Origin of the sequence: Nonomuraea sp. CA-143628, assembly GCF_050942315.1 — a bacterium.
GTDB lineage: Bacteria > Actinomycetota > Actinomycetes > Streptosporangiales > Streptosporangiaceae > Nonomuraea.
Genome location: NZ_CP192072.1, coordinates 9,691,711 through 9,717,909, shown reverse-complemented (window position 1 = coordinate 9,717,909; position 26,199 = coordinate 9,691,711). Strand labels below are relative to the sequence as shown.

Here is a 26,199-nt window from a genome sequence, read left to right as displayed (position 1 = left end):
CGACAGATCGCCGGCTCGACGGCTGTTGCGGGCGGGACGATCGAGCCGGTGGTCACGACCTTTAGCGGATTACGCCGCCGGATCACCTCGGCGGCATCATGGAGAGGGCCGTCAAGGCATGAGTTTTCTCTGGGGCGCGGCGACGTCCAGCTATCAGATCGAGGGCGCGTTCGCGGAGGACGGCCGGGGGACGTCCATCTGGGACACCTTCAGCCGCGTCCCCGGCAAGGTGCGGGGCGCCGAGAACGGTGACGTGGCCTGCGATCACTACCACCGTTACGCCGACGACGTGCGGCTGATGGCGGAGCTGGGGTTGCGGGCGTACCGGTTCTCCGTCGCGTGGCCGCGCATCGTGCCGGAGCGCGGGGTGGTCAACCAGAAGGGCCTCGACTTCTACCGCCGCCTGGTGGACACGCTGCTGGAGCACGGCATCACCCCGTGGCCGACGCTCTACCACTGGGATCTGCCGCAGTACTTGGAGGACGCGGGCGGGTGGCCCAACCGGGACACGGCCTATCGGTTCGCGGAATATGCCGACATTGTGCATACGGCGTTGCGTGATCGGGTGGCGAACTGGACGACGTTGAACGAGCCGTGGTGCTCCGGGCTGCTCGGATACGCCAACGGGGAGCACGCGCCGGGGCGTCAGGAGCCGTCCGAGGCCGTCAAGGCGGTGCACCACCTGCTGCTGGGCCACGGCCTAGCCGTCCCCATCTTGTCCGGAAATATCGGCATCACGTTGAACATGTCATACGTGACGCCCGCCACGGCGTCGGCGGCGGACACGGACGCCGCCCGCCGGATAGACGGCATCCAGAACCGGCTGTTCATCGACCCGGTGCTGCGCGGCTCCTACCCCGAGGACGTCGTCCGCGACCTGGCGCTCCACAGCGACTTCTCCCACGTCCTGGACGGGGACCTGGCGCTCATCTCCCGGAAGATCGACATGCTCGGGGTCAACTACTATTCGCCCGCCCTGGTGGCGGCCGGCGAGCCCGTACCCCCCGGCAGTACGCCGTGGATCGGCGCGGAGAACGTCCGCTGGGTGGACGGCGGCCGCAAGCACACCACGATGAACTGGGAGATCGACGAGAACGGCCTGCTGCGCCTCCTCCAGCGGCTGCACAAGGACTACCCGGCCATCGACCTCTACATCACCGAGAACGGCGCGGCCTTCTCCGACGAGGTGAGCGAGGACGGCGCGGTGCACGATCCGGACCGCGTCGACTACCTGGAACGCCACATCAACGCCTGCGCCGAGGCGGTGAACGGCGGCGTCCCGCTCAAGGGCTACTTCGCCTGGTCCCTGCTGGACAACTTCGAATGGGCCCACGGGTACGGGCAGCGGTTCGGCCTCGTACACGTGGACTTCGACACCCAGCGGCGCACTCCGAAGGACTCCGCCCTCTGGTACGCGGCCCGCATCCGCGAGGGCGTCCTGGGGTGATTCCGATGGGGTCGACTTGACGGTCCCCATGGCGTTACGGGGAGGCCGTTCCCCGGCGCCCCGTAATCGCACCTCAGCGGCGAGAGATCACAGCCACTGCCCCTTCAGTAGTTGCTCGAGCTGCGACTGGGCCTCTTCGGGGTCGAAGCCGGGCAGGGCCTCGCGCATGAGGTCGTTGGTCTGCTGTTCGGCGTGCTGTCGCGCCGCCCGTACGGCCACGAGGGTCTCGTCGGCGAGGCTCTGGCTGTCCTGTTTCATGGCGCGGGGGTCGTAGGTGACTTCCAGGACCCGGCCGTCTGGACCTACCTTCGCCTTGACACGGCCCGAAAGTCCTTCGCCGAGGCCGACGATCTCGGTGATCGCGTCCTCGGACTCCTCCATCCACGTCAGTAGTTTCTCGCCATGATCGGCGGCCTCGTCGAGGTCCTTGTCCCGGATGTAGCCCGGGTCCATGTGTGCTCCGTACACATTGCCTCCTGGTTGGAGAAGAGCGCATTCGAGGGCGTCTTCGCGCGCGGGCATCGTCGGCATATCGGATTCCGGCGGTCGAGGATGCTGATGAAGCCGTCAAGTCTAGACAGATCTTGACGTGGGTAGATGACTATGCTAATGAAAGCCAGCAAATCGGTAAATTTCCTGATCGTTTACCACTAGTGTCGCTCGGATGACAGGGCTAGAGATCGCTTGGGGAGCGGTTGGTCAGGACGCTTCCCGGCTACAGGGGCACAGTGAGGACTATGAGGCCGCGGTGCAGCGCCTCAAGGAACGCGGCGACGGCGCCTCCGCATGGGGCGACGTCGGCCTGATCGGCATGTTCGCCTCCGCGTACGCCGAGTGCAGCCGGCTCGGGGTCGAGGCGCTGAGCGGCCTGTCCGAGGTGATCGGCGGAACGGGTGACGGCCTGCGTGCCGCGGCCAGGAACGCGAGCGAGGCCGACGCCGCCAGCATGTACGGCACGACATGAGTGTGACGCTTCCTCCCGAGGCGAGCGGGATGCTGGCGATCCTCGGCGTACCGTGGCCGAACGTCGACGAGGACGAGATCAGGAAAGACGCGAGCGCCTGGCGTACCGTGCTCGCCGGAACCGTCCCGGCGGGGGCCGCGGCTGACGCGCAGGTCCGGCGGACGCAGCAGGTGTACGGGGGCGAGTCGGGGACCGCGCTCGCCGCCCACTGGAGCGCGGCCGGAAACAGCGACGGCCACCTCGCGCAGGTCACGTCCGCGGCGAAGGTCGCCCCTGTGGCCCTCGACGGCACCGCCGCGGTGGTGACCGCCGTGAAGGTGGCCGTGGGCACGCAGGCCGCCTTCACGGCCGTGAAGGTTGGGCGGGCCCTGCTGGCCGGCGGTCCCTTTGGCGGCTCGCTCGCCTCGGCGGAGATGTTCTTCGCCCGGCGGACGATGGCGAAGATCCTCAGAGAGGGTGGCGAAAGCACCGGCAGAGGGCTGGCTCCGGTCCTCAGCAGGAGGGCTACCGAGACGTTCCGCCGCGTTGTCCAGAACCTGCGCCGCCCCGGAGGTGGTGGTGGCGGCCCGAGGCTGGCCGGCGCGGGCGGCCGGAACGTTCCGACGCGTTCGCCCGCCTTCAAGGGCGACCGTCTCGACGAGAACCCCGGTATCGCGAGAGCCTGGAGGAAGCCCAAGGAGGACAAGCCGCCGCTCAACCAGGAGAACAGGAACCCGCACACGAGCAAACCCTCGAAATCGAAGAGGAACAAGCATGAGAACGCCGCAGCCCACGGCGGCCGTCGGAAGATCCCGAAGAACCCGAACAAGAAGCCGAAGAAGCCGAAGTAGCCTTGGCAGGACCGCGGAGAGGAGGTTCGGATGAACGCCACTGACTTGATCACCCGTGCCGACGAGCTGGCCGAGACGGAGGAGTACGCGGAGGCGGCCGCCCTGTACGGCCAGGCAGCCCAGGGGGGTCTGCCCGAAGCGGCGGTATATCAGGGCGAGATGCTGTTCCACCTCGGCGACTACCCGGCGGCGGAGCGCGTCCTCCGCGCGGCGCTGGCCGGGGGCCAGACGGACGCCTACGGGTGGCTCTCCGACACCCTGGTCGCGGCCGAACGCCCCGCCGAGGCGGCCATGCTCATGGAGCAGGCCGCCGGTCAGGGCCACCCCGTGGCAGCGCTGCGGGCCGCGACCATCTGGGCCGACGCCGTGGGCGACCGCGAGCGGGCGGAGCAGTGGTACCTGAAAGCGATCGACCGCGGCGACCGGGGCGCGCTGAACGACTACGGCACCTTCCTCGCCGAGGACGACTCCCGCCTAGAAGAGGCGGAACACGTGCTCCGCCAGGCCGCCGAGCAGGGGGACGCCCTGGCGTTCAGCAACCTGGGTGAGATGGAGCTGGACCGCGACGCCCCTGAGGCCGCTGCCGAGTGGCTGCGGCGCGGACTGGAACTGGAGGACCAGTCCGGTTCCACGGCCCTGCTGAAACTCGCCGACGCCGAAGCGCGGCTGGGCAACCTCGACGAGGCCCGCGCTCTGCATGATCGAGCGGTCGACGCGGGCCTGCCCGACGCCCATGTGGCCCGCGCGAACTTCCTCGCCGACCATGACGACCCGGAGGCGGCGGAGGCCGATTTCCTGGCCGCCGTGGAGGCCGGCGACGAGGGAGCCCACTACTATTACGCGGAATTCCTCGCCGCGCATGATCGTGTGGGCCCGGCGGTGGAGCATTACGACCAGGCCGTGGAAGACGGATCGGACGCCGCCCACCAACGGCTCGCCTTCATCTACCTGGGCAATGGAGCCGTCCGAGCCGCGGAGGAGCACTTCAAGGAGAGCATCGCGGCAGGCTGGCTGAGCTCGGTGTACTCCTACGCCGACATGCTCCGCCAGGAGGGCCGCGCCGACGAGATCGCCGCCCTGCTCCCCGCCGCCGAACGCCTGGGCGCCACTCCCGACCAACTGGAGGAACTGACTGCCGTTTAGGGGTTCAGCTGCGTTGCCCGTACTTCTCCGTATATGTACGGGCGACGCGCAGCAGTTCGGACTCCATCCACTCGGCGGCGGCCAGTGTGCGCGGGAGCAGGTGGCGCTCCGTGGTGGCGGCGCGGAGCAGCAGGGCCGCGGTGATGTCGTGGTCGGGACGGCGGACGACGGTGATCGGATCGCCCGCGCGGATCTCTCCCGGCGCGATCACCCGTAGCAGCGCGCCGGTGCGGCCGACCTCGATGAACCGTTTCATCCAGCCCTGCTCTCCGACCCACCCCGCGAAGGTGCGGCAGGGAATCCGGCCGGCGGTCACCTCGACCACCAGGTCGGAGCCCACCTGCCAGCGTTCGCCGATCAGCGCCTCGGTCACGTCCAGCCCGGACGTGGTGAGGTTCTCGCCGAAGGCGCCGTTGGCGAGCGTACGGCCGAGGGCCTGTTCCCAGGCGTCCAGGTCCTCGCGCGCGAACGCGTACACCGCCCTGTCACCGCCGCCGTGGAAGCGGCGGTCGCAGACGGCGTCCCCCGCCACGCCGCCGCCCGCCGTGCCCTTGGGGCCGACGGGTGACACCTGGACCGGCCCCGTCACCGGGCGCTTGTCGATGCCTGTCATCCCGCCTGGGGCATCGGTGTAGTCCACGGGCATGGGGCGGCCGACGTTCACCGACAGAAGTCTCATGGCCCCCAAGCTATGCGGAGCGAACACTTTTGGGGCGATCGGTGAAGGAGGGAGGACCGATCCCCCCGCGACGGAAGACAGGCGATGACTCGAAGAGCTACGACATGGCCCCGATGACGGAGCGGGCGGAGGACGCCGCGATCATCGAGCGGTCCTTACGGGAGCCGGAGTGCTTCGCCGAGCTGTTCGACCGCTATCACGGGCCGATCCACGGTTATGCCGAGCGGCGGCTCACCCGGCCCCTGGCCGACGACATCGCCGCCGAGACGTTCCTGATCGCGTTCCGCCGTCGCGACACCTACGACCTGTCCCGGCCGGACGCCCGGCCCTGGTTGTACGGGATCGCCTCGAACCTGATCTCCCGCCACCACCGGGCCGAGCTCCGGCAGTACCGCGCGCTGGCCAGGGCCGGTGTCGAGGAGAGCAGCGAGGACCACGCCGACCGGATCGCCGGTGAGCTGGCGGACCGCCCCTGGCTGGCGGTGGCGCTGGCCAAGCTGCCCGCAGCGGAACGCGACGTGCTGCTGCTGGTCGCCTGGGCCGACCTGACCTCCGAAGAGGCGGCCAAGGCGCTCGGCGTTCGGGCGGGCACGGTCCGGTCCCGGCTCCACCGGGCCCGGACGAAGATCCGCGCCGCGCTGGACCCGGCACTCACCAGGAAGGGCAGTTGATCATGAACGAACACCCGGACACCGATCTGGACGCGCTGCGCCGGGCCTGGCCGGAGCCCGCCCCGCCCTCCCATGACAGTTGTTCCGTCGCCAGGGCCGCGCTCCTCCAGGAGGCGACCGCGGCGGTTCCCCGGCGTGCGCGCCGCTTCCGCCTGCCTCGCGCGGGCGGGCGCGTCCTCGCGGCGGGAGCGCTGGCCGTCGTGATCACGGCGGTCGCGTCCGTCGTCGGGATCCCCGGGGGAGACACACCGCGCCCGATCGTCCCCGGGCTGGCGCTGCCGGCCGCCAACGCGCAGGTACTGCTCCACAAGGCGGCCGCCGTCGCCCGGGATCGGCCCTTCACCGCGCCCCGCCCGAACCAGTGGGTCTACATCGAGACGCGCATTCAGGGACCAGGCAATGCCGCCCCCGGTGAGGTGCAGACCCCGAAGACGCCGATGAAGACCACGGTGGATCGGGCCTGGACAAGGGCCGACGGCAAGGTGCTGGCCATGTTCGAAGACGGAAAGCTGGTCCGCTCGTCCACCGGAGGGGGCATGCCACCTGTCGACTACGCCACGGTGGCGGCGCTGCCGACGGATCCGGACGCGCTCCTGGCCTGGCTGTACAGAAACCTGGGCGGCAGCCAAAAGGAGGATGTCGTCGCCTACCGGCTGCTCGGCTCCCTGCTCAACGACAACCTCGTCCCGCCGGCTCAGGAGGCCGCTGTCTACCAGGCGATGGCCAAGATCCCCGGGGTGACGGTGAACGAGGACGCGGTGGACGTCGCAGGACGTCCGGCGCTGGCCGTGGGCTGCGTCGAAGACGGCTGGGTGGGTCACGAGATCCTGCTCGACCGGACCACCTACACCTATCTGGGCGAGCGAGCCGTCGCCGTCGCCGACCACACGTCCGCCGCGCAAGTCCCCTCCCCGGAGGGGAATCAGCAGACCGCTTCTCACACGATCAAGAAGGGGACGGTCATGTCTCTCTCGGTCCGCCTCGCCATCGGAATCACCGACAAGCCCGGAGTACGGCCCTGAACGGTGGCACGGCCCGCCCGCACCGGTGGGCGGTGCCGGCGGCGTCGCTGCTGGTGCTCCCGTCGGCCGTCAACCTGGCCTGCGGGCTCACCTGGATCTGGACACCGTCGCTGCCGCTCCCACTGCTCCACCTGCTGACCCGGGCCGGCCTGCTGGACGCGTGGCTGCTGCTGGATCTCCTCGCCGCTTCGGGCGTCCTGGGCGGGGCCGCCCTGGCGGTGCTGGCGGCCCGGGAGTGGGCCGCCGCCGTCCTGCTGATCGCCGCGATCTCGGCGCTCAGCCTCGCCGCCGCCGTTGCCGGAGGCGCGTGGCCGCCCGCTTGGTACGCCGTGGCGTACGGGGGAGCGCTGGTCGTTTTACGCGTTTCGCGGCGATCACGTGGTGAACGTTTCACCGGCCACACCCGAGCTGACCCGGCAAGACCCGAAGGCCCCGAGCCCGCGCCTTGACGCTCCCCGTACGGCCGAGAAGACTCACCGGCGATCCCCTCAAGTGTTAGCGATAACAGCGAGGTGGCACATGGCGCGATTTCTCGTCTCTCTGGTGACCATGCTGGTCACGGCGGTGATCGCCGCGCTCCCGGCCGGTGCGGCGGCGTACCCCAACCCCGGGTACGTGACCGGCAGCATCGGCGTGCACGACCCGGCGGTGGTGAAGACGTCGAGCGGCTACCTCCTGGCCAATACCGGCGACAACATCGCCCTCAAGACCTCGACCGACCGCACGGCCTGGCGGGACGCGGGTGTGGCCTTCCCCGGCGGCGCGTCATGGACGCTGCCGTACACCGGAGGCAGTGCCAGCCTGTGGGCGCCGGACATCTCCCGCCACAACGGCAAGTACTACATGTACTACGCCGCCTCCACGTTCGGGTCCCGCAACTCGGCGATCTTCCTGGCCACCAGTGCCACCGGCGCCTCGGGTACGTGGGCCAACCAGGGCCTGGTCATCTCCACCACCTCCTCCAGCAGCTACAACGCGATCGACCCCAACCTGGTCACGGACGCCGCCGGCAACTGGTGGCTGTCCTTCGGCTCGTTCTGGACCGGCATCAAGCTGATCCCGCTCAACTCCTCGACCGGGCTGCGCAGCGGGACCGCGCTCTACTCGATCGCCCAGCGCACCGGCGCCAGCACGGCCGTGGAGGCGCCGTTCATCTTCCGGCACGGGTCGTACTACTACCTGTGGGTCTCGTTCGACCTGTGCTGCCGGGGCGCGTCCAGCACGTACCGGATCATGGTCGGCCGGTCGGCCAGCGTCACCGGCCCGTACGTGGACCGCAACGGCACCGCCATGACCTCCGGCGGCGGCACGCAGGTCCTCGCCGGGCACGGCAGCGTCCACGGGCCGGGGCATCAGGCGGTGATCACGGACAGCGACGCCGACGTCCTCTTCTACCACTACTACGCCGACAACGGCGCCTCGCTGCTGGGCATCAACCTCATCGCCTACGACAGCGCGGGCTGGCCCTACGTCTACTGATCAGGTTCGGAAAGGAGCAGGCATGCTTCCCGCGCGAAGGCGCTCCCTCTCTCTCGTGACCGCCGTGATCCTCGCCCTGATCGGGACCATGAACGTCGGCACCGCCTCAGCCGCCGCGGCCAGGCAGGTGGAGAACCTGGATCGCGGCCTGATCAGCGTCCATTCCGGCAGCGGCAACCTGGTGTCCTGGCGGCTGCTCGGCAGCGAGAGCATGAGCACGGGATTCAACGTCTACCGCGGCTCGACCCTGCTGACCTCGTCGCCCATCACGAGCTCGACGAACTACCTGGACTCCGGCGCCGCGGCGACTTCCACCTACACCGTGCGCGCCGTGGTCGGCGGGGTGGAGCAGGCGCCCTCCGCGGCGGCGACGCAGTTCGCCAACGGGTATCTGGACGTGCCGATCCAGCGGCCCGCCGGCGGCACCACGCCGGACGGGGTCGCCTACACCTACAGCGCGAACGACGCGAGCGTCGGTGATCTGGACGGTGACGGCCGCTACGAGTTCGTGCTCAAGTGGGATCCGTCCAACGCCAAGGACAACTCCCAGTCCGGCTACACCGGCAACGTGTACGTGGACGCGTACCGGCTGAACGGAACCCGGCTGTGGCGCATCGACCTGGGCCGCAACATTCGCGCGGGGGCGCACTACACCCAGTTCCAGGTGTACGACTACGACGGCGACGGCAGGGCCGAGGTCGCGATGAAGACCGCCGACGGGAGTGTGGACGGCACCGGCAGGGTCATCGGCTCCGCGTCCGCGGACTACCGGAACTCATCCGGATACGTTCTGTCCGGGCCGGAATTCCTGACCATGTTCAACGGTCAGACCGGGGCGGCCATGTCCACCGTCAACTACAACCCGCCGCGCGGGACCGTGTCCAGCTGGGGCGACTCCTACGGCAACCGGGTCGACCGGTTCCTGGCCGGTACGGCCTACCTGGACGGGCAGCGGCCCAGCCTGATCATGGCACGGGGTTACTACACGCGTACGGTGATCGCCGCGTGGGACTTCCGTAACGGAGCCTTGACCCAGAGATGGACGTTCGACTCCAACGTGTCCGGCTCCCAGTACGAGGGCCAGGGCAACCACCAGCTGTCGGTCGCCGACGCCGACGCCGACGGCAGGGACGAGATCATCTACGGCTCGGAGGCGATCGACGACAACGGGAGCCCGCTGTGGAACACCCGGCTGTTCCACGGTGACGCGCTGCACGTCGGCGACCTGATCCCGGCCCGCTCCGGCCTGGAGGTGTTCAAGCCGCACGAGAACACCAACCAGCCGGCCACCTCCATGGTCGACGCCCGGACCGGCGCAGTCATCTGGACGAACCCCTCCTGCGGGTGCGACAACGGGCGTGGCGTGTCCGACGACGTGTACGCGGGCAGCGCGGGCGCCGAATCGTGGTCGTCGGCCGTCTCCGGTCTGCTCAACACCTCCGGCGCGAACATCGGCCGCAAGCCCGGCTCGACCAACTTCCTCATCTGGTGGGACGCCGACCCGGTCCGCGAGCTGCTCGACGGCACGCACATCGACAAGTACGGCACCAGCGCCGACGCCCGCCTGCTCACCGGTTCGGGCGTGCACGCCAACAACGGCACCAAGTCGACCCCGTCCCTGTCCGCAGACCTGTTCGGCGACTGGCGCGAGGAGGTCGTCTGGCCGACGACGTCGGAGACGGCGCTGCGGATCTACAGCACCCCCACCGTGACGACCCGGCGGCTGTGGACCCTCATGCACGACCCGCAGTATCGGGTGGCGATCGCCTGGCAGAACACCGCCTACAACCAGCCGCCGCACCCGAGCTACTTCATCGGCAACGGCATGTCCACCCCGGCACAGCCGAATGTCTACGTGCGGTAGATCGTTATGACATCAGCCGCTTTCGTGGCGTACTTCGGGTTCAGGCGGCAACCGTTGGGCCGCGGTCCGCTGCCGGTCGACCCGGTCCGCGACCTCGGTAAGGCGTGCGCAAATGTGCTCAAGCCGCTCATGGGCTTGATTTCGCTCCGCGATGATCGCCGCCAGCAACAGGGCGGTCAGCGACGCGGCCCCGTTGAACGCTTGCAGAGTGACCATGTTGGTGAAGAGCTCGTGCTCGGCGAACGGGCCGGAACCTTGCGCGGCCGCGACGATCGCGACCGTCGACACGATCAGCGCGCAGGCGGCGGCGCCCGCCAGCTGGAAACGCAGGGCGGCCCAGATCAGGAACGGGAAGACGAGGAAGAGCAGGTTGATGGTGCTCACCGTCGCCAGCACCGTGACGAGGAGCGTGCCCACGGCCAAGGCCACAGCCTCGCCCCAACGGGACAGACGAGCGTCCCACGGAGTCCGGGATGTGCGCAGCACGAGCAGAATGGGCGTTACCACGAGCACGCCCATCGCGTCGCCCGTCCACCACACCGACCACGTCGGCCAGAAGTCACCGCTTCGCAGTGCGCCGGCGAGCAGGAGCACGGCACTGCCCACTGTCGAGCTGATCAGCATCGCGGTCAAGGCGCCGAGGAACACCAGCGCCAGCGCGTCCCGCAACCGGTCCAGCTCGATGCAGAAACGCGCGCGGACCAGCAGGAAGTAAGCGCACACGGGAGCGAAGGTGTTGCCCACGGAGATCGCCACGACCGCTGGCAACGACGGCCCGAGCGTCAAGTTGACCAGGAACGCACCGAGAGTGATCCCGGGCCAGACCCGGACGCCCATGAGAAGCAGACAGGCCAGCGCGATGCCCGTCGGCGGCCAGAGCGGCGTGACCTGCCCGCCGACCAGCTCCTGCGCCAACCCCACCTTCGCAGCAGCGAAATAGGCGCCTGCGACGCCAAGCATCCGCAAGCCGTTCATGGCATATGAGCGGGGCCAAATGTTGTTCAGCACGCCGCCTCACTCGCTCTCACCTGCGGAAACTTCCCCCCATGACATTCTGCTACGGGATGGCGCCCGCGGTCACCGGCCGCTGGACGGGCTTCTCGCGTACGCGACGTGCGGGGCGTGCCCGCCGGGGTTTCCGTCGCGAGCTGGGCTGCAACTTCCGCGGCAGCCGAGGTAAACCCCAGGTAGATGCGTAACGGCCGGTCCTGGAGTTAGCGTGGCGGATGCCCATCAGCGCCGCATCGCTCGTCCGGCGAGTGTCCGCGGTCAACCCCCTGCTCCTCGACGGCGCCCTGGCCCTGGCGCTGGTCGTCGGGACCTGGCTGTGGGAGATGTACGACCCGGGCAAGGGTCGGCCCCCGGACCCGCTGTCGCTGTCCCTGACCGTGCTGGTGAACGCGCCGGTGGCACTGCGCAGGCGGGCGCCGGTCGCCGTCCTGGTGGTTTCCACCGGGGCGGCGCTGGTCTACCACATGCTGGGCTACCACCTCGGGCTCAACAGCATGGGGCCGCTGGTGACGCTCTACACCCTCGCCGCCCACCGGCCTTGGGCGTTCACCCTGGCCGGGGCGGCGCTGATCGTGACGGAGTGGACGCAGGCGTCGGTCCGCCAGCCCGGCGTCGCGCTGTGGTCGGCGTTAGGGCAGTCGCTCCTGGTGGCGGCCTACACCGTGGGCGCGGGCACGAGCACGCGCTTGCTGGCCGAACGTACCCGGCAGCTCGCCGTGCTGGCCGACCAGCTCCACCGGGAGCAGGACGCCGCCGCCCGCCGCGCCGTCACCCACGAACGGGTACGGATCGCCCGCGAGCTGCACGATGTCGTCGCCCATCACATGTCGGTGATCTCCGTGCAGGCGGGGCTCGGCCGCTACGTCGCCCTGTCCGACCCGGCCACCGCGCACGCCACGCTGGGGGTCATCGCCGACACCAGCCACGAGGCGCTGGCCGAGATGCGGCGGCTGCTGTCGATCCTGCGGATCGAGGCCGACGACGAGGACGAAGGGCTCTACTCCACAGCCCCCGGCCTGCGGAATCTCGAACCCCTGGCGGAGCGGATCCGCGCGGCCGGTCTGCCGCTCACGGTGATCGTCGAGGGTGAGGTCAGGCCGCTGCCGCCCGGCCTGGACATGTGCGCCTACCGCATCGTCCAGGAGTCCCTGACCAACGTGCTGAAGCACGCCGGTCGCGCCCGGGTGGAGATCCGGGTGACGTACGGCCCCGCCACACTGGCCCTTCGCGTGACCAACGACGGCGCCGCGGCCACCGGGAGCTCCCGTTCTCGTGGCCACGGATTGATCGGCATGACCGAACGTGTCAGGCTTTACCAGGGAACGATCAACGCAGGGCCGCTGCCGCTGGGCGGATTCGAGGTGCTGGCGATCTTCCCGCTGTCCCCGCCCGACGATCAGCCTCAAGAAGCGAGCTCATGATCAGAGTGCTCGTGGTCGACGATCAGGTGCTCATCCGCGCCGGTCTGGCCGCACTGCTGCGCGCGGCGGGCCTGGAGGTGGTGGGCGAGGCCGCCGACGGCGAGGAGGCGGTGCGCCTGGCCGCCACGGTCAAGCCCGAGGTGATCCTGATGGACATCCGGATGCCGGGCATCAACGGCATCACGGCCACCGAGCGGATCCTGGCCGCCGCCGAGGGGGCGCCGCCCAAGGTGCTCATCCTCACCACATTCGACCTGGACGAGTACGTCTTCAACGCGCTGCGGCTGGGCGCCAGCGGCTTCCTGCTCAAGGACACGCCGCCCGAACGCCTGATCGCCGCCATCCACACGGTCGTCTCCGGTGACATCCTGCTGGCCCCGGTCGCCACCAAGCGGCTGATCGAGGCGTTCGTCGACCCGCCGCCGTCCGTCGAGACCCCGTCACCGGCCCTCGATCGCCTGACCAGCCGCGAGACCGAGGTGCTCGGCCTGGTCGGGCACGCCTTGTCCAACAAGGAGATCGCCGAGCGGCTGTCGGTGAGCGAGGGCACCGTCAAGACCCACCTCAACCGCCTGATGGCCAAGCTGGGTCTGACCAGCCGCGCCCAGGCGATCGTCCTGTCCTATGACTGCGGCCTGGTCAGACCAGCCTCCCGGTAACCTGTTCGACGAGCCCGAAGCTCGCCTGGGAAGGAGACCGAGTCCATGAAGATCACCGTAGACGACCTCTCCGGTCCGGAGATCGCCGCGTTCCTCGACGAGCATCTCCAGCAGATGCGGTCGATCACGCCGCTGGAGAGCAAGCACGCCCTCGACCTCGACGCGCTCCGCGCGCCCGAGGTGACGTTCTGGACGATCGTCGACGGAGACGCTCTGGTCGGCTGCGGCGCGATCAAGCGGCTGGACGCGGACCACGCCGAGGTGAAGTCGATGCGCACCCGGCCGGTGCGCCAGCGCAGCGGGGTGGCGTCCCTGCTGCTGGGGCACATCATCGCCGAGGCCACGCGCATGGGCTTCACCCGGCTCAGCCTTGAGACCGGCTCCGACGAGTTCTTCCTGCCGGCGAGGAAGCTGTACGAGAAGTTCGGGTTCGCCTACTGCGAGCCGTTCGCGGACTACCAGCCCGACCCGAACAGCGCGTTCATGACCAGGACGCTGTAGCGCGAGGGGATCATCATGGGCAAGCGTACCGAATGCCCTGGTTGTGGTGTTGTGTTCGTTCGCCGGCCTCATACGCGGTTGAGGCTGCCGAGCAATAGTTGGCCCGGATATCAGCCGTGGTAGGTGCATGGATCATAAGCGCCTGGTGGCCAAGTGCCGCTCATGCGTTCTAGCTAGCACAACCCGAATGCTGGTGACCTTATCCGCCCGGCGTTGGAGGCTGCACGCATGGCTGACTCGCTGCGGGCGATCGCTGCGCCGTTCGTCGCTCTGGGGCCGTCCGGGGTGGCGATCCGCGACCGGCTCAAGGGCTTGACGGCGCAGGATGAGCAGGTGCTGCGGCTGGTGGGTGCGCATCTCGGCGTGCTGGCTTCGCGGGATCTGGCAGTGCGTTGCCGTGCTGGGCTGGAGCATTCCCCCCAGGCGTGGGCGGCCCGCAAGCGGGAACTGACGCCGCTGTCGTCGTCGCGGTGGGCGGGCAGCATCACGAAGGCCTCCCATGATCAGTGGGCGCTGGCTCGCCGCTCCGGGCTGGCCCACATCTGCTCGCTTGAGGCGGCCATCCGGACGATCGCGCACCGGCTGGCTCAACCGATCGGCGCGAAGGGTTCGAGGAAGGCGCCGGGTGGCTACCGCAGCAGGCGGGAGTGGCATGCCAAAACCCGCCGCCTGCACATGCTGACCCACCGGCTGGAGCGGGAGCGGGCCGACTACGAGGCCGGGAGGGTGCGGGTGGTGCGGGGCGGCAAGCGGCTCGCCCGCAACCGGCACCATCTTGCCGCCGCCCAGCTCACCGAGGCCGAGTGGCGCGATCGGTGGCAGGCCGATGGCGAGTCGGGCAAGCGGTACGGCAACGAGACGATCCGCATCACCCCCAACGGCGAGGTTTCCCTCAAGCTTCCGGCCCCGCTCGCCGCCTACGCCAACGCCGAGCACGGCCGGTACGTGCTCGCCGGGAAGGTGCGCTTTCCGCACCGCGGGCAGGAGTGGGCCGACCGGGTGGAAGCCAACCGAGCCGTCGCTTACCGCATCCACCTGGACGCCGCCCGCAGCCGCTGGTACATGACCGCTTCCTGGTCAGTCCCTAGGAACGGTGCCGTCACGGTATGACGGGGCCGATCAGCGAGGGGCATACCATCCGCGTATATCGCGGTGCTATGGGAACGGGCCCCGCGGCAATCGCCGCGAGGCCCGGCTCCACCGATCGTCGTCCGGTTCACGATCGGTTTGAGGGAACGCGCTCAGCTGGGGATCGGGTACGGGAACGCGCTCGTCACGCCGATCTTGTCGTACTCCATCTTCGAGGTGTCGAAGCCGTCCGCCCAGTTGGCGTTGGTGACCTCGTTGCACTTGTACGCCTGGTACTTGTCGTCGCTGACCTTGCCCACCTCGACGTTGGAGATGGCGAAGCCGCATCCTCCCGCGTCCATGTGCACGCCGCGGGTGCCGGAGTCCGGCATCTGCCCGGCGGGGTCGTTGATGACGTCGCCGATCACCATCTGCGTGACGTAGTTGTCGATCGGGTGGGGTTCGACGTTGTGCACGCCGTAGGTGTAGAAGGCGCCCATGTCGCCGCTGTCGAGGCCGGTCTCCTCCAGGCGGATGTAGGAGAACTTGTTGTTGCGGGCGTAGTTGTCCTCGTTCTTGATCTCGGGGCGGACCTCGAGGCTGATGCCGTAGCGGGCGCTGTGCTTGACGACGATGTTGCTGACGGTGTTGTTGCCCGTGCTCATCAGCTCGATGCCGGCCGCGTCGCCGGGGACCAGCTCGCCGACGTGGTAGATGTAGTTATTCGTGATCGTGTGATGCCCGGAGATATCACCTTCGCCGGGGTAGCCGCCCTCCACCTTGATGCCGTCGCCGCCGAGGTTGTCCAGCAGGCTGTCCGACACCTTGACCCGTTCGTTGGCGAAGAGCAGGAAGACGCCTGTGAAGCCGCTGTCGGACAGGTGCAGCCTGGTCAGGTCGATGTCGCGGGAGTTCGTCACGGTGATCATGCCGAACCTGTTGCGCGGCATCTCGATCTGCCGGTCGTAGATCGGGTACTTGTGCTCGTAGCCCGAGTCGCCCGGGGCGTTCCAGGCATAGCGATACCAGTCGACGAAGTCGGAGTACTGCAGCTGCAGCCCGTCGAAGGCGAGGTTCTGGACGCGCCGGTCGGGGGAGGACCCGGCCAGCGAGATGATCGTCTTGACGGTGGGGGCCATGACCTTGTCGATCGAGCCCTTCGGCCAGTAGTAGACCTCGCTGTTGGCGAAGTCGAAGTAATACTCGCCCGGCTGGTCCAGGAAGCGCAGGGTGTTCTGCAGGAAGTAGCGCGAGCCGCTGCGGCTGTTGACGAGGGTGAAGCGGGCGTCGTGGTTGAGCGTGAAGAAGTTCTTGCGGAAGTCGGCCCCGCCGAGCGGCACGGTGTCGGAGAACCAGCTCCACGAACCGCCGGACCAGACGACCATCTGGGCGTTCTTGTCGAAGTCGGCGTCCCACTCCTTCGGAATGTCCTTGGCGTCGAAGAAGAGCCAGTTGTGCACGGCTTGGTATTCCGCCTCGGGCGTCACCGAGAACAGATACGGCGACCACAGGTCGTCGCTGGTCCTGTTCGGGTAGCGGGCGGTGGTGGCGCGCTTGCCGTCCTCGAAGAGGGTGTAGAAGTTGCGGTCGACCTTGGTCTTGTAGATGGTGTCGTTGTACTTCTGCCAGCCGGTCAGCGGCTTGGCGCCGAGCAGCCTGGCCTTGCCGGGGCCGTCGGCGCTGCGGTAGGTGATCTTGTGGCCGTTCTCGCCGGAGTCGGCCTCGGTGAAGGTGATCGTCTTGTCGACGACGTAGTCACCGGTCTTGACGTTGACCACGATGTCGCACTTCTGGTGCTTCTTCTTGGCGCGCAGCTGGTCACGGGCCTGCTCGATGGACTTCCACGGACGCTGGGCACTGCCGTCGGCCCGGTCACCGCCCGTGGGGGACACGTAGTAGTCGCACGTGGCCTTCTCCGCCGATGCCGCCGTCGTCGGAGCGGTCAGGCTGCCCAGCAATAAGACGACCGCACCCAAGGATCTGAAGATCACTAGCTCTCCTTTGCTTCCCGCCACTGCTCGTACTCGGCGCGGGTTTGGGGGGTTAGGGGGTAGTAGTCCGACAGGGCTCCGCCGTCCTCGATGCGGGCGCGGCTGTAGCGCTCCCACTGCTCGTGTTCGGCGGCGGCGTCGATCACCGACTCGGCCAATCGGAGCGGCACCACCACGGCGCCGTCGTCGTCGGCGACGAGCAGGTCACCGGGGAGCGCGAGCGCCCCGCCGACGGCGACCGGCACGTCATAGGCCCACGGGAACAGCTCCGCCTGCGAGGCGTAGTGCGGGGTCGCGCCCGTGGACCAGATCGGCACGTCCAGCTCGGCGACCCGGGGCAGGTCCCTGATGCGGCCGTCCACGACGATGCCCGCGCCGCCCTTGCGCTTGAAGTAGCGGACCAGCATGTCGCCGAAGCAGCCGGTGTAGGCGCTGCCGTACGCCTGGACGACGAGCACGTCGCCGGGCCGCACCTCCTCCAGGACCGCCCACAGCGCGGTGTGCCGCTCGACGTACTCCTGGCCGAGGCCCGAAGCGATGTCCTCGCGCTGCGGCATGAACTGCAGGGTCCGGACCCGCCCCGCGATCTTCTGCCCCCGCGACAGCGGAAGCGGTCCCTCGACGAACGTCCGCCGGATGCCCTGGGCGTGCAGTTTCGCGCAGGCGGTGGCCGAGCTGATCCGGGACAGCCCGGCCACGAGGGCGGGATCGGGTTCGGCGGGCAGCGGCCCGCGAACGGGAAGGTCCCAGATGGGGTCGTCCATGAAACTCCTCGATAGGACTCGGTAGAAGGGCTCGATGCGGCTCGGGGTAGGGCCCGTGACTCGGCAGGGCCAGGGGAAGGGCTCAGTAGTGCTGGTGCGACGGGTTACGGACGCGCGCCGTCGTGTGCAGGTCGAGCCGGATCCGGCGGCCGGGCGGTAGCTCCACCAGCAGTCGCGGACCGCCCACCGCCACCTCCCGCTCGGCCTCACTGATCGCGGGAGCGGTGTAGGAGCGCGGATCGCCCGGATAACCGGGCTCGGCCCCGGTCACCAGCGCCCGGTCGATGTCGTGCTCGCCGAACGCGCCCGCCTGCACCACGACCCGGCGGGTCCGGCTCAGCCCGAGGTTCAGCAGCTCGAGGCGGACGCCGTCGGGCCGTACCGAGTCGACCAGCGCGGCCACGTCGGCGGGCAGGCCGGGGCGGTGGCGGTCGGCGTCGAAGTAGGCCAGCCGCGTCGGCAGCAGCCCGCCGTTGTAGAGGACCTGCGGCGTGCCGGTGACCAGCTGCAGCAGCGCCTCGGTGAGCACCGGGTTGAGCCGCTGCCAGTGGTGCACGTGGACGGTGGCCAGGTCCGCCTGGTCGGCGTCGATGAGCGTCATCCGCCGCTGCACCTGGCCGAGCGCGGTGGCCAGCATGGCCTCGGGGAAGCCGGGATTGGCGCCGCGCAGGTATTCCAGCCAGGGCGCCTCGTGCCCGGCCTCCTCCTTGTTGCGGAACGGGCGCACCGTGGTCCAGTCGTAGCCCGAGCTCGCCCGCAGCCGGTCCAGCCGGTCGGCGTCCGCGGCGGACCGGCTCGCCTGCCACAACCAGACGGGCAGGCCGAGCTGCGGCGGCTGGAAGTCGAACCAGCCGCCGTCGTCGTGCCGGTTGGGCACCAGCATGGTGGGCTGCCCGGCCTCCTCGCCCAGCTCGGCCAGCCACCGGTCGCTGGTGCTCATCTCCGTCCCGGTCACGCTCGCCTGCCTGGCGTGGGCGTACACGCTCTCCAGGGGGTCGCGGCCGATGGCGAGCGTGGCGTCGTCGCCGGTCAGCAGGTGGGCGTTGACCGCGGCGACGGCCGCGGCAGCGCCGACGCTGTAGAGGCCGTGCGGCCACTGCCAGCCGTAGTTGCCGCCGTACCACCGGCCGCCGTGCAGCTCGCCGACCTTGCCCGACGGGCCGACGTTGTCGGGGAGCACGCCGTCGTTGGCGGCGGCCCGCTCCTGCCAGGCGCCGATGTAGCGCAGCGCCCAGTCGCGGTAGCGGTCGTCGCCGTCGTACAGCCAGGCGTTGACGGCCAGGCTGGTCGCGGCCAGGTTGACCGCCACGTCGCCACGGCCGATCCGCTCGCTCATCGCGGCGCCCATGCGGGCGGCGTTGCCGGGGTCGGCGAGGTCCGTCCAGGTCGTGATCCCCGGCAGGTCGCGCAGCGGCAGGCCGTACGGTCGCATGCTGGTCAGGCCCGCGTGATAGGAGGCCCACTCCCGCTGCATGCCGTAGCGAGGGCCGCCGGCGCCGTTGTGCGGGGCGCGGATGAGGTCGAGATCGGCGTCGTAGTTGGCCGAGCCGGGCAGGTAGAGCTCGGCGAACCGCCGGGCCCGCTCGCGGTAGCGCTCGTCCCGGGGGTCGGCGGCGCAGATGCCGTAGAACAGCAGCAGCGACTCGCCCTGGTGGAACCAGTCGTAACCGCGCTCGAACTCGTCCACCAGGTAGCCGAGCTCGGTGAGCTGCGCGGTCACGCCCTCCCAGTGGTGCTTGGCCGCGTCGAGCAGGTCGTCGGCGCCGCCGAGCTGGTAGAGCGCCGGCCAGTTGAAGAACGCCTCGTAGAAGTCGTCGGCGCCGTCCCGGTCCTCGGTGGCGCCGTGGTAGATGAGCCGTCCGTCGGGCCCGCAGTAGCGGGCGGCGAAGGCCCGCCACGCCTCGTCGAGGGCGTCGAACAGCCGGCGTTCGAGCACCGCCCAGGCGGGCGGCGCGCCAAGAGGGACAGTCGCGGTGATCTCCCGCATGTCAACCTTTCGTGGCCCCGGCGGTGAGGCCGCTGATGATGTGCCGTTGCATGAAGACGAAGAAGACCAGGAGCGGGGCGATGGCCAGCAGCAGTGTCGGGAAGACCACCGTGTAGTCGGTGGAGTACTGGCTGACCGCCGCGTAGACGCCGGTGGTCACCGTGTACAGGCCGCTGCCGGGGCCCAGGATGATCTGCGGGTTCACGAAGTCGTTCCACACCGAGAAGGTGTTGAGGATGACCATCGTGGCGACCGCGGGCCGCATCAGCGGGAAGACGATCTGCCAGAACGTCCGCAGCCGCCCGGCCCCGTCCACCGCCGCCGCCTGGTCGAGCACGGCCGGGACGGTGGCGATGTAACCGGCGTACAGGAAGATCGAGAACGGCAAGGTCAGCACGGTCTCGAACAGCACGAACCCGCGGATCGTGCCCATCAGCCCGAGCGTCTTGAGCACGTAGACCACCGGGATGACCAGCACCTGCCCCGGGATGAACGTCCCGGCCAGGAAGAACAGCATCAGCACCCGGAAGCGGCGCTTCGGGCTGCGCGCGATCACGTAGGCCGCGGGCGCGGCCAGCACCACCGAGAGCAGGTTGACCGCCACCACGAACAGCAGCGTGACCGCGTAGCCCTTGACCACGTTGAACTGCGGGTTCGTCAGCGCCCTGCCCAGGGGCTCCAGCGTGAGGCCGCCCAGGCCGAACGGGTTGGCCAGGATGTCCTGCTGGCCCTTGAAGGCGTTGACGGTCAGCACGTACAGGGGGATGAGCATGAAGGCGACGGTCGCCCAGAGGAAGGGCTTTCTCACTGGTGCACCGCCAGCTCGCCGCGCCTGCGCAGCCGGGTCACCACGAACGCCAGCGCCGCCGTCACCAGCATCAGCAGCACCGACTGCGCCGAGCCGAAGCCGAGGCGGGCGTCGTGGAAGGAGTTCCACAGGATGAGGTAGGCGACGGTCTGCGTCTGACCGGCCGGGCCGCCCGCCGTCAGCGACACCACCAGGTCGTACGTCTTGAGCAGCGTCACCAGCGACAGCACGATGTTGACCGTCACGGACGGGCCCAGGGCGGGCAGCGTCACGTTCCTGAACACCTGCCATCGGGTCGCGCCGTCGATGCGCGCCGCCTCGATCAGCGAGTGCGGTACGGCCTGCAGCCCGGCCAGGTACAGCACCACGTTGACGCCGAACCCCGCCCACACCAGCACCGCGATCATGGTGATCGTGGCCCACGTCGGATCGGACAGGAACGGCAGCACCTCGCCACCCCAGGTGGTCACCAGGTTGTTGACCGCGCCGGAGGTGCCGAGGATCGCCGACCAGAGGAAGCCGACCACGAGGGCGCTGAGCACGTGCGGGTAGAACAGCACGATCCGGAAGAACGTGTTCGCCCTGGAGACGCCGTTCACCAGGAGGGCGAAGCCGAGGCCCAGGAGGTTGAGCCCGGCCGTGCCCGCCGCCGCGACCAGCAGGGTGACCAGGGCGGCGCGGCGCAGCTCGGGGTCGTCCAGGAGGTTGACGTAGTTGGCGGCGCCGACGAAGGCGGGGTTGGCGCTGAAGCCGTCCCAGTCGGTCAGGCTCAGGTAGAGGGCCAGGCCGACCGGGATGATCAGCATCACGGTGTAGAGGACGGTGGCGGGGGCGACCATGATCGCGGTGGCCCATCCGTCGCGGCTCCCGGGCTTGCGCCGCACGACCGTGGTGGTGACGACGGGTGCTTCTTGGGTGAGCGTCATGAACGGCCGGCCAGCCAGCGGTCCACGCCCTCGGCAACTTCCTTGGGGGACTTGCCCACGTACAGGCCCTGGACCTCGGTGTTCCAGGCGGCGTTGAAGCCCTTGGGCAGGGTCGCGTCGCCGTAGCCCTCACCCTGCGGAACCCCGGACGGGGCGCCGTCGAGGATCTGCTGCACCTGCTTCTCCAACGGGGTGAACTCGCGCTCCACGCCGTTGCGGAAGTTGCCGTCCTGCTTGAGCTGGCTCTTGACCGCCGCCGGGTCGGTGACGAGCCACTTCACCAGCTTGAGCGCCGCGTCCTTCTGCGGGGTGGACTTGAGGATCATGTACGGGGCCGCCATCGTGGCGCCCTGCGGGCCCGGGTAGCTCAGGCCCTTGTCGACCGGGGCGGGGAAGACGCCGACTTCGAAGTCCTTCTTGGACTTGGCCTCGGCGGCGGTGAACCAGCTGCCCATGACGTACATCGCCGACTTGCCGGACAGGAAGGCGGTCTCGGCGTCGGCGTACTTCATGCCCAGGGCGTTCTTGTCGACGTAGCCCTTGTCGATCCAGGTGCGGTAGCGCTCCAGGAACGGCAGCAGCGACTCGCCCGCCTTGAGCTTGCCCGCCTTGATGTCCTGCTGCCAGGTGGGGTGCGCCTGAGCGCGCGAGGGGCTGGACAATTCCAGCAGCTGGAGCCCGGTCAGGAACTCGCCGCCGGTCTGCAGCGGCAGCGTCCCGGCCGCCTTGAGCTTGCCCATGACCGTGTCGAGCTCGTCGAGCGTGGTCGGTGGCTTGTCGATACCGGCCTTCTCGAAGGTGGATTTGTTGTAGAAGACCAGCGACTGCGCCTGCACCCCGACGCCGACCGTGTAGATCTTGCCGCCCAGGCTCGCCTCCTTGACCAGCGGCGTGTCCTTCGCCCACGGCTGGTCGGTCAGGTCGAGCATCTGCTTGGAGAGTGTCTCGTCGGCCGTCAGCGTCTCGACGACGTCGGGGGCGTTGCCCGCGGCGAGCTGCTGGGGCAGCGTGTCGGCCACGCCCTTGCCGGTCGGCGCCTCGACCTTGACGTCGATGCCGGGATTGGCCTGCTCGAACGGCTTGACCAGCCCGTCCCAGTACGCCTGGGTGAGGTTCGGGGTGATGTTGACCAGCATCCGTACGGTGACCTGGCCCCCCTCGCTCTGCTGCGCCTGCGAGCCGCCGGCGAAGCCGCCCCCGCCGCAGCCGGCGAGCAGGAGCAGGCCGCCGAGCGCGGTCAGGGCGTGGGTTGGACGTGGGGAGCGCATCGCACCTCCAGGGGAGACGCCTTTTAATGGGTCGTCACTCGATTAACGATTATTTAATACGTAGGTCACATATGCTCGTCAAGAGCCACGTAAATAGGTTGCGAGCAGATTGCCTGAGTCATAAATACGTTAGGATGGGCGGATGGCTGGACGCGAGGACGGCAAGCGGCTGGTGCTGGGCGCGGAGGAGCTGGCCGCCCTGCGGGCGTGGGCTGAGGGCGCCGGCGAAAGTCTGAGCCTGCGCAGCCGCATCGTGCTCGCCTGCGCCGAGGGCCTGCCCCGCAACGAGATCGCGGCGCGGCTGGCGGTGAGCCCCGCGACCGTGGCCAAGTGGCGCGACCGGTTCGTCGAACGCGGCCTCGACGGCCTGGCCGACGCCCCGCGCCCCGGCCGCCCGCGCACCGCGGAGCGGCGGGAGGCCGAACGAGTGATCGCCGCCGCGGCCACCGGGCCGGCCGTCCCTTCGACGCGCACGATGGCCAGGCAGCTCGGGCTCTCGCAGTCCACGGTGGCCCGCATCTGGCAGGAGCAGCAGGTCGCGCCGCCCGCGGCCCGGCTCGTGCCCAGAGAGCTGCTGTCGGACCGGGTCTACGAGCTGCTGCGCGGCTGGATCGTCGCCGGTGAGCTGGTGGCGGGGCAGCGGCTGGTGGAGTCGGAGATCGCCCGCCGGGTCGGCACCAGCCAGGCCCCGGCCAGGGAGGCGATCAAGCGGCTGGCGCACGAGGGCCTGGTCATCTCCTATCCCAACCGGGGCAGCTACGTCGCGGAGATCTCCGACGAGCAGGCCCGCGAGGTCCGCGACATCCGGGTGCTGCTGGAGGAATACGCCGCCCGCGAGGCCGCCACCCGCGTCCGGCCCGAGACGCTGCGGCAGCTGACCGCCGACGTGCAGGCGATGCGGCGGGCGGCGGGCGACGGCGACATCGGCGCCTTCCGGGACGCCGACCTGGCCTTCCACCGGCGCGTTTGTGCCGCCTGCGGCAACTCCTTCCTGCTGCGGCTGTGGCGGACCATCGAGTCCAACCTGTGGAGCCTGCATGTGGTCGGCAACCCGCTCTACGGTGGCGACTGGGGCGCGATGGCGGGCCACCACGACGACCTGGTGGCGGCGCTGGCCTCCGGCGACCCGGACGAGGCGGCCCGCCTGTTCGCCGCCCACGCCAGGGGCGAGGCGTCCCGCACCCCGCCCCGCACCCGGCCTGGTCAGGCGGACGTAACCACCTCGTAGACCCCGCCGCGCCGGGTGTCGAAGACGATCACTCCCGGCTCCGGCCGTTCGGCCTTGACCGGCCTGCCGTGCTCGGTCACCGTGACCTCCTTCGCGGTACGCAGCGTGAGCTTCCGTCCCAGATCCGAGCAGATCTTCCCGCGCAGTACGGCTCCGCCGCCCCACTCCAGGTCGATCTCGAACCCGCCTCTGGCCCGCAGCCCGCGGAACGACCCGGCCGGCCAGACCGAGGGCAGCGCCGGCAGCAGGTGCACCTGGTCGCCGTGGCTCTGCAGCAGCATCTCGGTGATCCCCGAGGTCCCGCCGAAGTTGCCGTCGATCTGGAACGGCGGATGCAGGTCGAACATGTTGGGCGCGGTCCTGGCGGGCAGCAGCAGGTTGCTCAGCCGCTTGTACGCCTCGGGCGCGTCCAGCAGCCTTGCCCAGAAGTTGATCTTCCAGGCCAGCGACCAGCCCGCCCCCGCCTCCCCGCGCAGCGCCAGCGTCCGGCGGGCGGCCGTGGCCAGCTCGGGCGACAGGCGCGGGTCGATCTGGTGGCTCGGGAACAGGCCCCACAGGTGGGAGATGTGCCGGCTGCGCGACAACGCGGCGTCGCCCCGGTAGTCCTCCTGCCACTCCTGGATCTGGCCGAGATGACCCACCTGGGTGGGCACCAGCCGGGAGCGGGCCTGCTTCACCCGCTCCCGCATCCCCTCCTCCAGCCGCAGGATCGTCGAGGCCTCCTCGAAGGCGCCGAACAGGTCCCGCAGGATCTGCATGTCCATGGTCGGACCGGCGCAGATGCTGACGTTCTCGCCGCCGTCCTCGTGGTGGCCGACCTCGGGGGAGTGCGAGGGGTTGGTCACCAGATAGCCGGTTCTGGGGTCGGTCTGCAGCGTGTCCAGGAAGAACTGGACCGAGCCCTTGATCAGCGGGAAGTGCTCGCGCAGCCGCCGCTCGTCGCCCGTGTACAGGTAGTGCTCCCACATCGTCAGGCAGAGCCACGCGCCGCCGCTCGGCCACACGCCGTAGAAGGCGAAGTCCACGGGCGCGGTGCCGCGCCAGCCGTCGGTGTTGTGGTGGGCCACCCAGCCGCCCGCGCCGTACTGCGTCCTGGCGGTCTTGGCCCCCGACTCGGCCAGGTCCTTGATCAGGTCGAACAGCGGCTCCATGCACTCGGTGAGGTTGGCCGGTGCGGCAGGCCAGTAGTTCATCTCGCAGTTGATGTTGATGGTGTACTTCGACTCCCACGCGGGGGCGAGCGAGTCGTTCCAGATGCCCTGCAGATTGGCCGCGTAGCCGGGGGAGCGGGAGCTGGAGATCAGCAGGTAGCGGCCGTACTGGAAGTACAGCGCCGCCAGCTGCGGGTCGGTGTCGAGCTGCTTGCGGGCGATGCGCTCGTCGGTCGGCAGCGCGACGGCCTCCGAGGTGCCCAGGTCGATCGCCACCCGCCCGAACAACCGCTGATAGTCCCGTACGTGCCGGTGCGCCAGCACCTCGTACGGTCGCCCGCTCGCCCGCTTCAGATGCCGCTCGGCCACCTGGGCGGGGTCGCCGCCGACGTCCTTGAAGTTCCGGTAGCTCGAACCCATGGAGATCAGCAGCGTGACCTCGTCGGCGCCCTCCACCACCAGCGTGCCGCCGTCGGTGCGGACCGTGCCGCCCTTCGCCTCGGCCCTGGCCAGGGCCTGGAAGCGCACCTCGCCCTTCATGCCCTGGGTGTCGCCGCTGACCCCGTCGAGCGCGATCGTGGCCCGGCCGGCCGCGGCCGTCGTGGAGCTCTGCACGCTGGAGAAGGCCGCCTGGAACGTCACCGCGCCTGGTTTGTCGGCCGTGTGGCGTACGACGATGAGCTGGTCGGGGTTGCTGGCGAAGACCTCGCGCGTGTGGCGGACGCCGTCGCGGACGTAGGTGACCGTGGTGACCGCGCGGGTCAGGTCGAGCTCACGGCGGTATTCGGTGAATTCCGCCGACCCCGGGAACGTCAGCGTGAGGTCGCCGAGCACCTGGTACGGGGCCTGCTCGCTGGGCCGGCCGAGGAACTTCTGGTCGGCCAGATTCTGCGCCGCCTGCCACTTGTCCTCCCAGACCAGCTGCCTGATCTGCGGGAGGGCGGCCAGCGCCTCGGGGCTGTCGTAGGTGTGCGGGCCACCGGCCCAGATGCTGTCCTCGTTGAGCTGGAGGCGTTCGGTCGCCACGCCGCCGAAGACCATGGCGCCGAGCCGCCCGCAGCCGACCGGTAACGCCTCCAGCCAGGCGGCGGCGGGCTTGCCGTACCAGAGAGTGAGGGGGTTGTCCCGCGCGGACGGCTCGGCCCGCGCGGGTCCTGCGGCGATGCCGCTCGTGAGCAGGGATCCGGCGGCGGCTCCCAGCCCGGTCGTGAGCACGCCCCTGCGTGTGTAGCCGTGGGTCACCAATACTCCTCTTGTTTTCGCGGAGGTTGCTTCGCGGAGGTGGAGGTTGTTGCGCGGAGGGTGGTCCGCGGAGGT

At 69.6% G+C, this 26,199-nt stretch carries 24 protein-coding genes; 14 read left to right on the top strand and 10 right to left on the bottom strand.

Features of this window, described 5'->3' with window-relative positions:
- Positions 1-118: 118 nt before the first annotated feature.
- Positions 119-1,447 carry a GH1 family beta-glucosidase gene (locus tag ACQP2T_RS44045; RefSeq protein WP_433510798.1) on the top strand — a complete coding sequence of 443 codons (1,329 nt, stop codon included), beginning with the start codon at positions 119-121 and terminating at the stop codon, positions 1,445-1,447.
- Positions 1,448-1,534: 87 nt separating this feature from the next.
- Here ACQP2T_RS44045 and ACQP2T_RS44040 read toward each other — a convergent pair whose 3' ends face one another.
- Positions 1,535-1,900 carry a YbaB/EbfC family nucleoid-associated protein gene (locus tag ACQP2T_RS44040; protein WP_433510797.1) on the bottom strand — a complete coding sequence of 122 codons (366 nt, stop codon included), beginning with the start codon at positions 1,898-1,900 and terminating at the stop codon, positions 1,535-1,537.
- Between the two features lie 211 nt (positions 1,901-2,111).
- Between ACQP2T_RS44040 and ACQP2T_RS44035 the strand changes: the two genes are divergently transcribed.
- Genes ACQP2T_RS44035 through ACQP2T_RS44025 form a run of 3 tightly spaced genes read left to right on the top strand, consistent with a single transcriptional unit; the run spans position 2,112 to position 4,384 of the window.
- Positions 2,112-2,411, top strand: a complete 300-nt coding sequence (locus ACQP2T_RS44035; protein ID WP_433510796.1) for a hypothetical protein — start codon at positions 2,112-2,114, stop codon at positions 2,409-2,411.
- A complete protein-coding gene (locus ACQP2T_RS44030) occupies positions 2,408-3,241 on the top strand; it encodes a hypothetical protein (RefSeq protein WP_433510795.1) in 834 nt (277 codons plus the stop codon). Before ACQP2T_RS44035 ends, ACQP2T_RS44030 begins: the two co-directional genes overlap by 4 nt.
- Positions 3,242-3,271: 30 nt before the next feature.
- Positions 3,272-4,384, top strand: a complete 1,113-nt coding sequence (locus tag ACQP2T_RS44025; protein WP_433510794.1) for a tetratricopeptide repeat protein — start codon at positions 3,272-3,274, stop codon at positions 4,382-4,384.
- A gap of 4 nt (positions 4,385-4,388) precedes the next feature.
- Here ACQP2T_RS44025 and ACQP2T_RS44020 read toward each other — a convergent pair whose 3' ends face one another.
- A complete protein-coding gene (locus ACQP2T_RS44020) occupies positions 4,389-5,063 on the bottom strand; it encodes an MOSC domain-containing protein (protein ID WP_433510793.1) in 675 nt (224 codons plus the stop codon).
- A gap of 104 nt (positions 5,064-5,167) precedes the next feature.
- Here ACQP2T_RS44020 and ACQP2T_RS44015 point away from each other — a divergent pair, with 104 nt between their 5' ends.
- The 5 genes from ACQP2T_RS44015 to ACQP2T_RS43995 all read left to right on the top strand — a co-directional run bounded on the left by ACQP2T_RS44015 (position 5,168) and on the right by ACQP2T_RS43995 (position 10,099).
- The gene (locus tag ACQP2T_RS44015) at positions 5,168-5,734 is read left to right on the top strand and encodes an RNA polymerase sigma factor (protein ID WP_433510792.1); all 567 of its coding nucleotides are present in this window, start codon (positions 5,168-5,170) and stop codon (positions 5,732-5,734) included.
- A gap of 2 nt (positions 5,735-5,736) precedes the next feature.
- On the top strand, positions 5,737-6,756 hold the full coding sequence (locus ACQP2T_RS44010) for a CU044_5270 family protein (protein ID WP_433510791.1): 1,020 nt from the start codon (positions 5,737-5,739) through the stop codon (positions 6,754-6,756).
- A 32-nt stretch (positions 6,757-6,788) separates the two neighbouring features.
- Positions 6,789-7,205 carry a hypothetical protein gene (locus tag ACQP2T_RS44005; protein WP_433510790.1) on the top strand — a complete coding sequence of 139 codons (417 nt, stop codon included), beginning with the start codon at positions 6,789-6,791 and terminating at the stop codon, positions 7,203-7,205.
- A gap of 70 nt (positions 7,206-7,275) precedes the next feature.
- Positions 7,276-8,235 (top strand): arabinan endo-1,5-alpha-L-arabinosidase, encoded by a 960-nt coding sequence (locus ACQP2T_RS44000; protein WP_433510789.1) that lies wholly within the window; start codon positions 7,276-7,278, stop codon positions 8,233-8,235.
- A gap of 22 nt (positions 8,236-8,257) precedes the next feature.
- Complete coding sequence (locus ACQP2T_RS43995; protein ID WP_433510788.1) at positions 8,258-10,099, top strand: rhamnogalacturonan lyase; 1,842 nt, start codon at positions 8,258-8,260, stop codon at positions 10,097-10,099.
- A 12-nt stretch (positions 10,100-10,111) separates the two neighbouring features.
- On the opposite strand, the gene ACQP2T_RS43990 is transcribed toward ACQP2T_RS43995, so the two are convergent.
- Positions 10,112-11,074, bottom strand: coding sequence for an MASE1 domain-containing protein (locus tag ACQP2T_RS43990; protein WP_433510787.1), 963 nt, complete (start codon positions 11,072-11,074; stop codon positions 10,112-10,114).
- 251 nt (positions 11,075-11,325) lie between these two features.
- Here ACQP2T_RS43990 and ACQP2T_RS43985 point away from each other — a divergent pair, with 251 nt between their 5' ends.
- The 4 genes from ACQP2T_RS43985 to ACQP2T_RS43970 all read left to right on the top strand — a co-directional run bounded on the left by ACQP2T_RS43985 (position 11,326) and on the right by ACQP2T_RS43970 (position 14,801).
- The gene (locus tag ACQP2T_RS43985) at positions 11,326-12,531 is read left to right on the top strand and encodes a sensor histidine kinase (RefSeq protein WP_433510786.1); all 1,206 of its coding nucleotides are present in this window, start codon (positions 11,326-11,328) and stop codon (positions 12,529-12,531) included.
- A complete protein-coding gene (locus tag ACQP2T_RS43980; protein WP_433510785.1) occupies positions 12,528-13,190 on the top strand; it encodes a response regulator in 663 nt (220 codons plus the stop codon). Before ACQP2T_RS43985 ends, ACQP2T_RS43980 begins: the two co-directional genes overlap by 4 nt.
- A 45-nt stretch (positions 13,191-13,235) precedes the next feature.
- Positions 13,236-13,691 (top strand): GNAT family N-acetyltransferase, encoded by a 456-nt coding sequence (locus tag ACQP2T_RS43975; protein ID WP_433510784.1) that lies wholly within the window; start codon positions 13,236-13,238, stop codon positions 13,689-13,691.
- A gap of 228 nt (positions 13,692-13,919) precedes the next feature.
- Positions 13,920-14,801, top strand: a complete 882-nt coding sequence (locus tag ACQP2T_RS43970) for a hypothetical protein (protein ID WP_433510783.1) — start codon at positions 13,920-13,922, stop codon at positions 14,799-14,801.
- Between the two features lie 131 nt (positions 14,802-14,932).
- Here ACQP2T_RS43970 and ACQP2T_RS43965 read toward each other — a convergent pair whose 3' ends face one another.
- From ACQP2T_RS43965 to ACQP2T_RS43940, 6 genes are all read right to left on the bottom strand, one after another.
- Positions 14,933-16,750, bottom strand: a complete 1,818-nt coding sequence (locus tag ACQP2T_RS43965; RefSeq protein ID WP_433510782.1) for a right-handed parallel beta-helix repeat-containing protein — start codon at positions 16,748-16,750, stop codon at positions 14,933-14,935.
- On the bottom strand, positions 16,750-17,514 hold the full coding sequence (locus ACQP2T_RS43960) for a hypothetical protein (protein WP_433510781.1): 765 nt from the start codon (positions 17,512-17,514) through the stop codon (positions 16,750-16,752). The genes ACQP2T_RS43965 and ACQP2T_RS43960 overlap by 1 nt, the downstream gene beginning before the upstream one ends.
- Before the next feature lie 82 nt (positions 17,515-17,596).
- Complete coding sequence (locus ACQP2T_RS43955) at positions 17,597-19,501, bottom strand: hypothetical protein (RefSeq protein ID WP_433510780.1); 1,905 nt, start codon at positions 19,499-19,501, stop codon at positions 17,597-17,599.
- 1 nt (position 19,502) lies between these two features.
- Positions 19,503-20,309: a carbohydrate ABC transporter permease gene (locus tag ACQP2T_RS43950; RefSeq protein ID WP_363991141.1), complete on the bottom strand. Its 807-nt coding sequence runs from the start codon at positions 20,307-20,309 to the stop codon at positions 19,503-19,505.
- Complete coding sequence (locus ACQP2T_RS43945) at positions 20,306-21,235, bottom strand: carbohydrate ABC transporter permease (RefSeq protein ID WP_433510779.1); 930 nt, start codon at positions 21,233-21,235, stop codon at positions 20,306-20,308. The genes ACQP2T_RS43950 and ACQP2T_RS43945 overlap by 4 nt, the downstream gene beginning before the upstream one ends.
- Positions 21,232-22,503 carry an ABC transporter substrate-binding protein gene (locus tag ACQP2T_RS43940; protein WP_433510778.1) on the bottom strand — a complete coding sequence of 424 codons (1,272 nt, stop codon included), beginning with the start codon at positions 22,501-22,503 and terminating at the stop codon, positions 21,232-21,234. The genes ACQP2T_RS43945 and ACQP2T_RS43940 overlap by 4 nt, the downstream gene beginning before the upstream one ends.
- Before the next feature lie 142 nt (positions 22,504-22,645).
- Here ACQP2T_RS43940 and ACQP2T_RS43935 point away from each other — a divergent pair, with 142 nt between their 5' ends.
- Positions 22,646-23,731, top strand: a complete 1,086-nt coding sequence (locus ACQP2T_RS43935; protein ID WP_433510777.1) for an FCD domain-containing protein — start codon at positions 22,646-22,648, stop codon at positions 23,729-23,731.
- Here the strand turns inward: ACQP2T_RS43935 and ACQP2T_RS43930 are convergent.
- A complete protein-coding gene (locus ACQP2T_RS43930; protein WP_433510776.1) occupies positions 23,707-26,124 on the bottom strand; it encodes a glycoside hydrolase family 95 protein in 2,418 nt (805 codons plus the stop codon). The genes ACQP2T_RS43935 and ACQP2T_RS43930 overlap by 25 nt on opposite strands.
- Between the last annotated feature and the right edge of the window lie 75 nt (positions 26,125-26,199).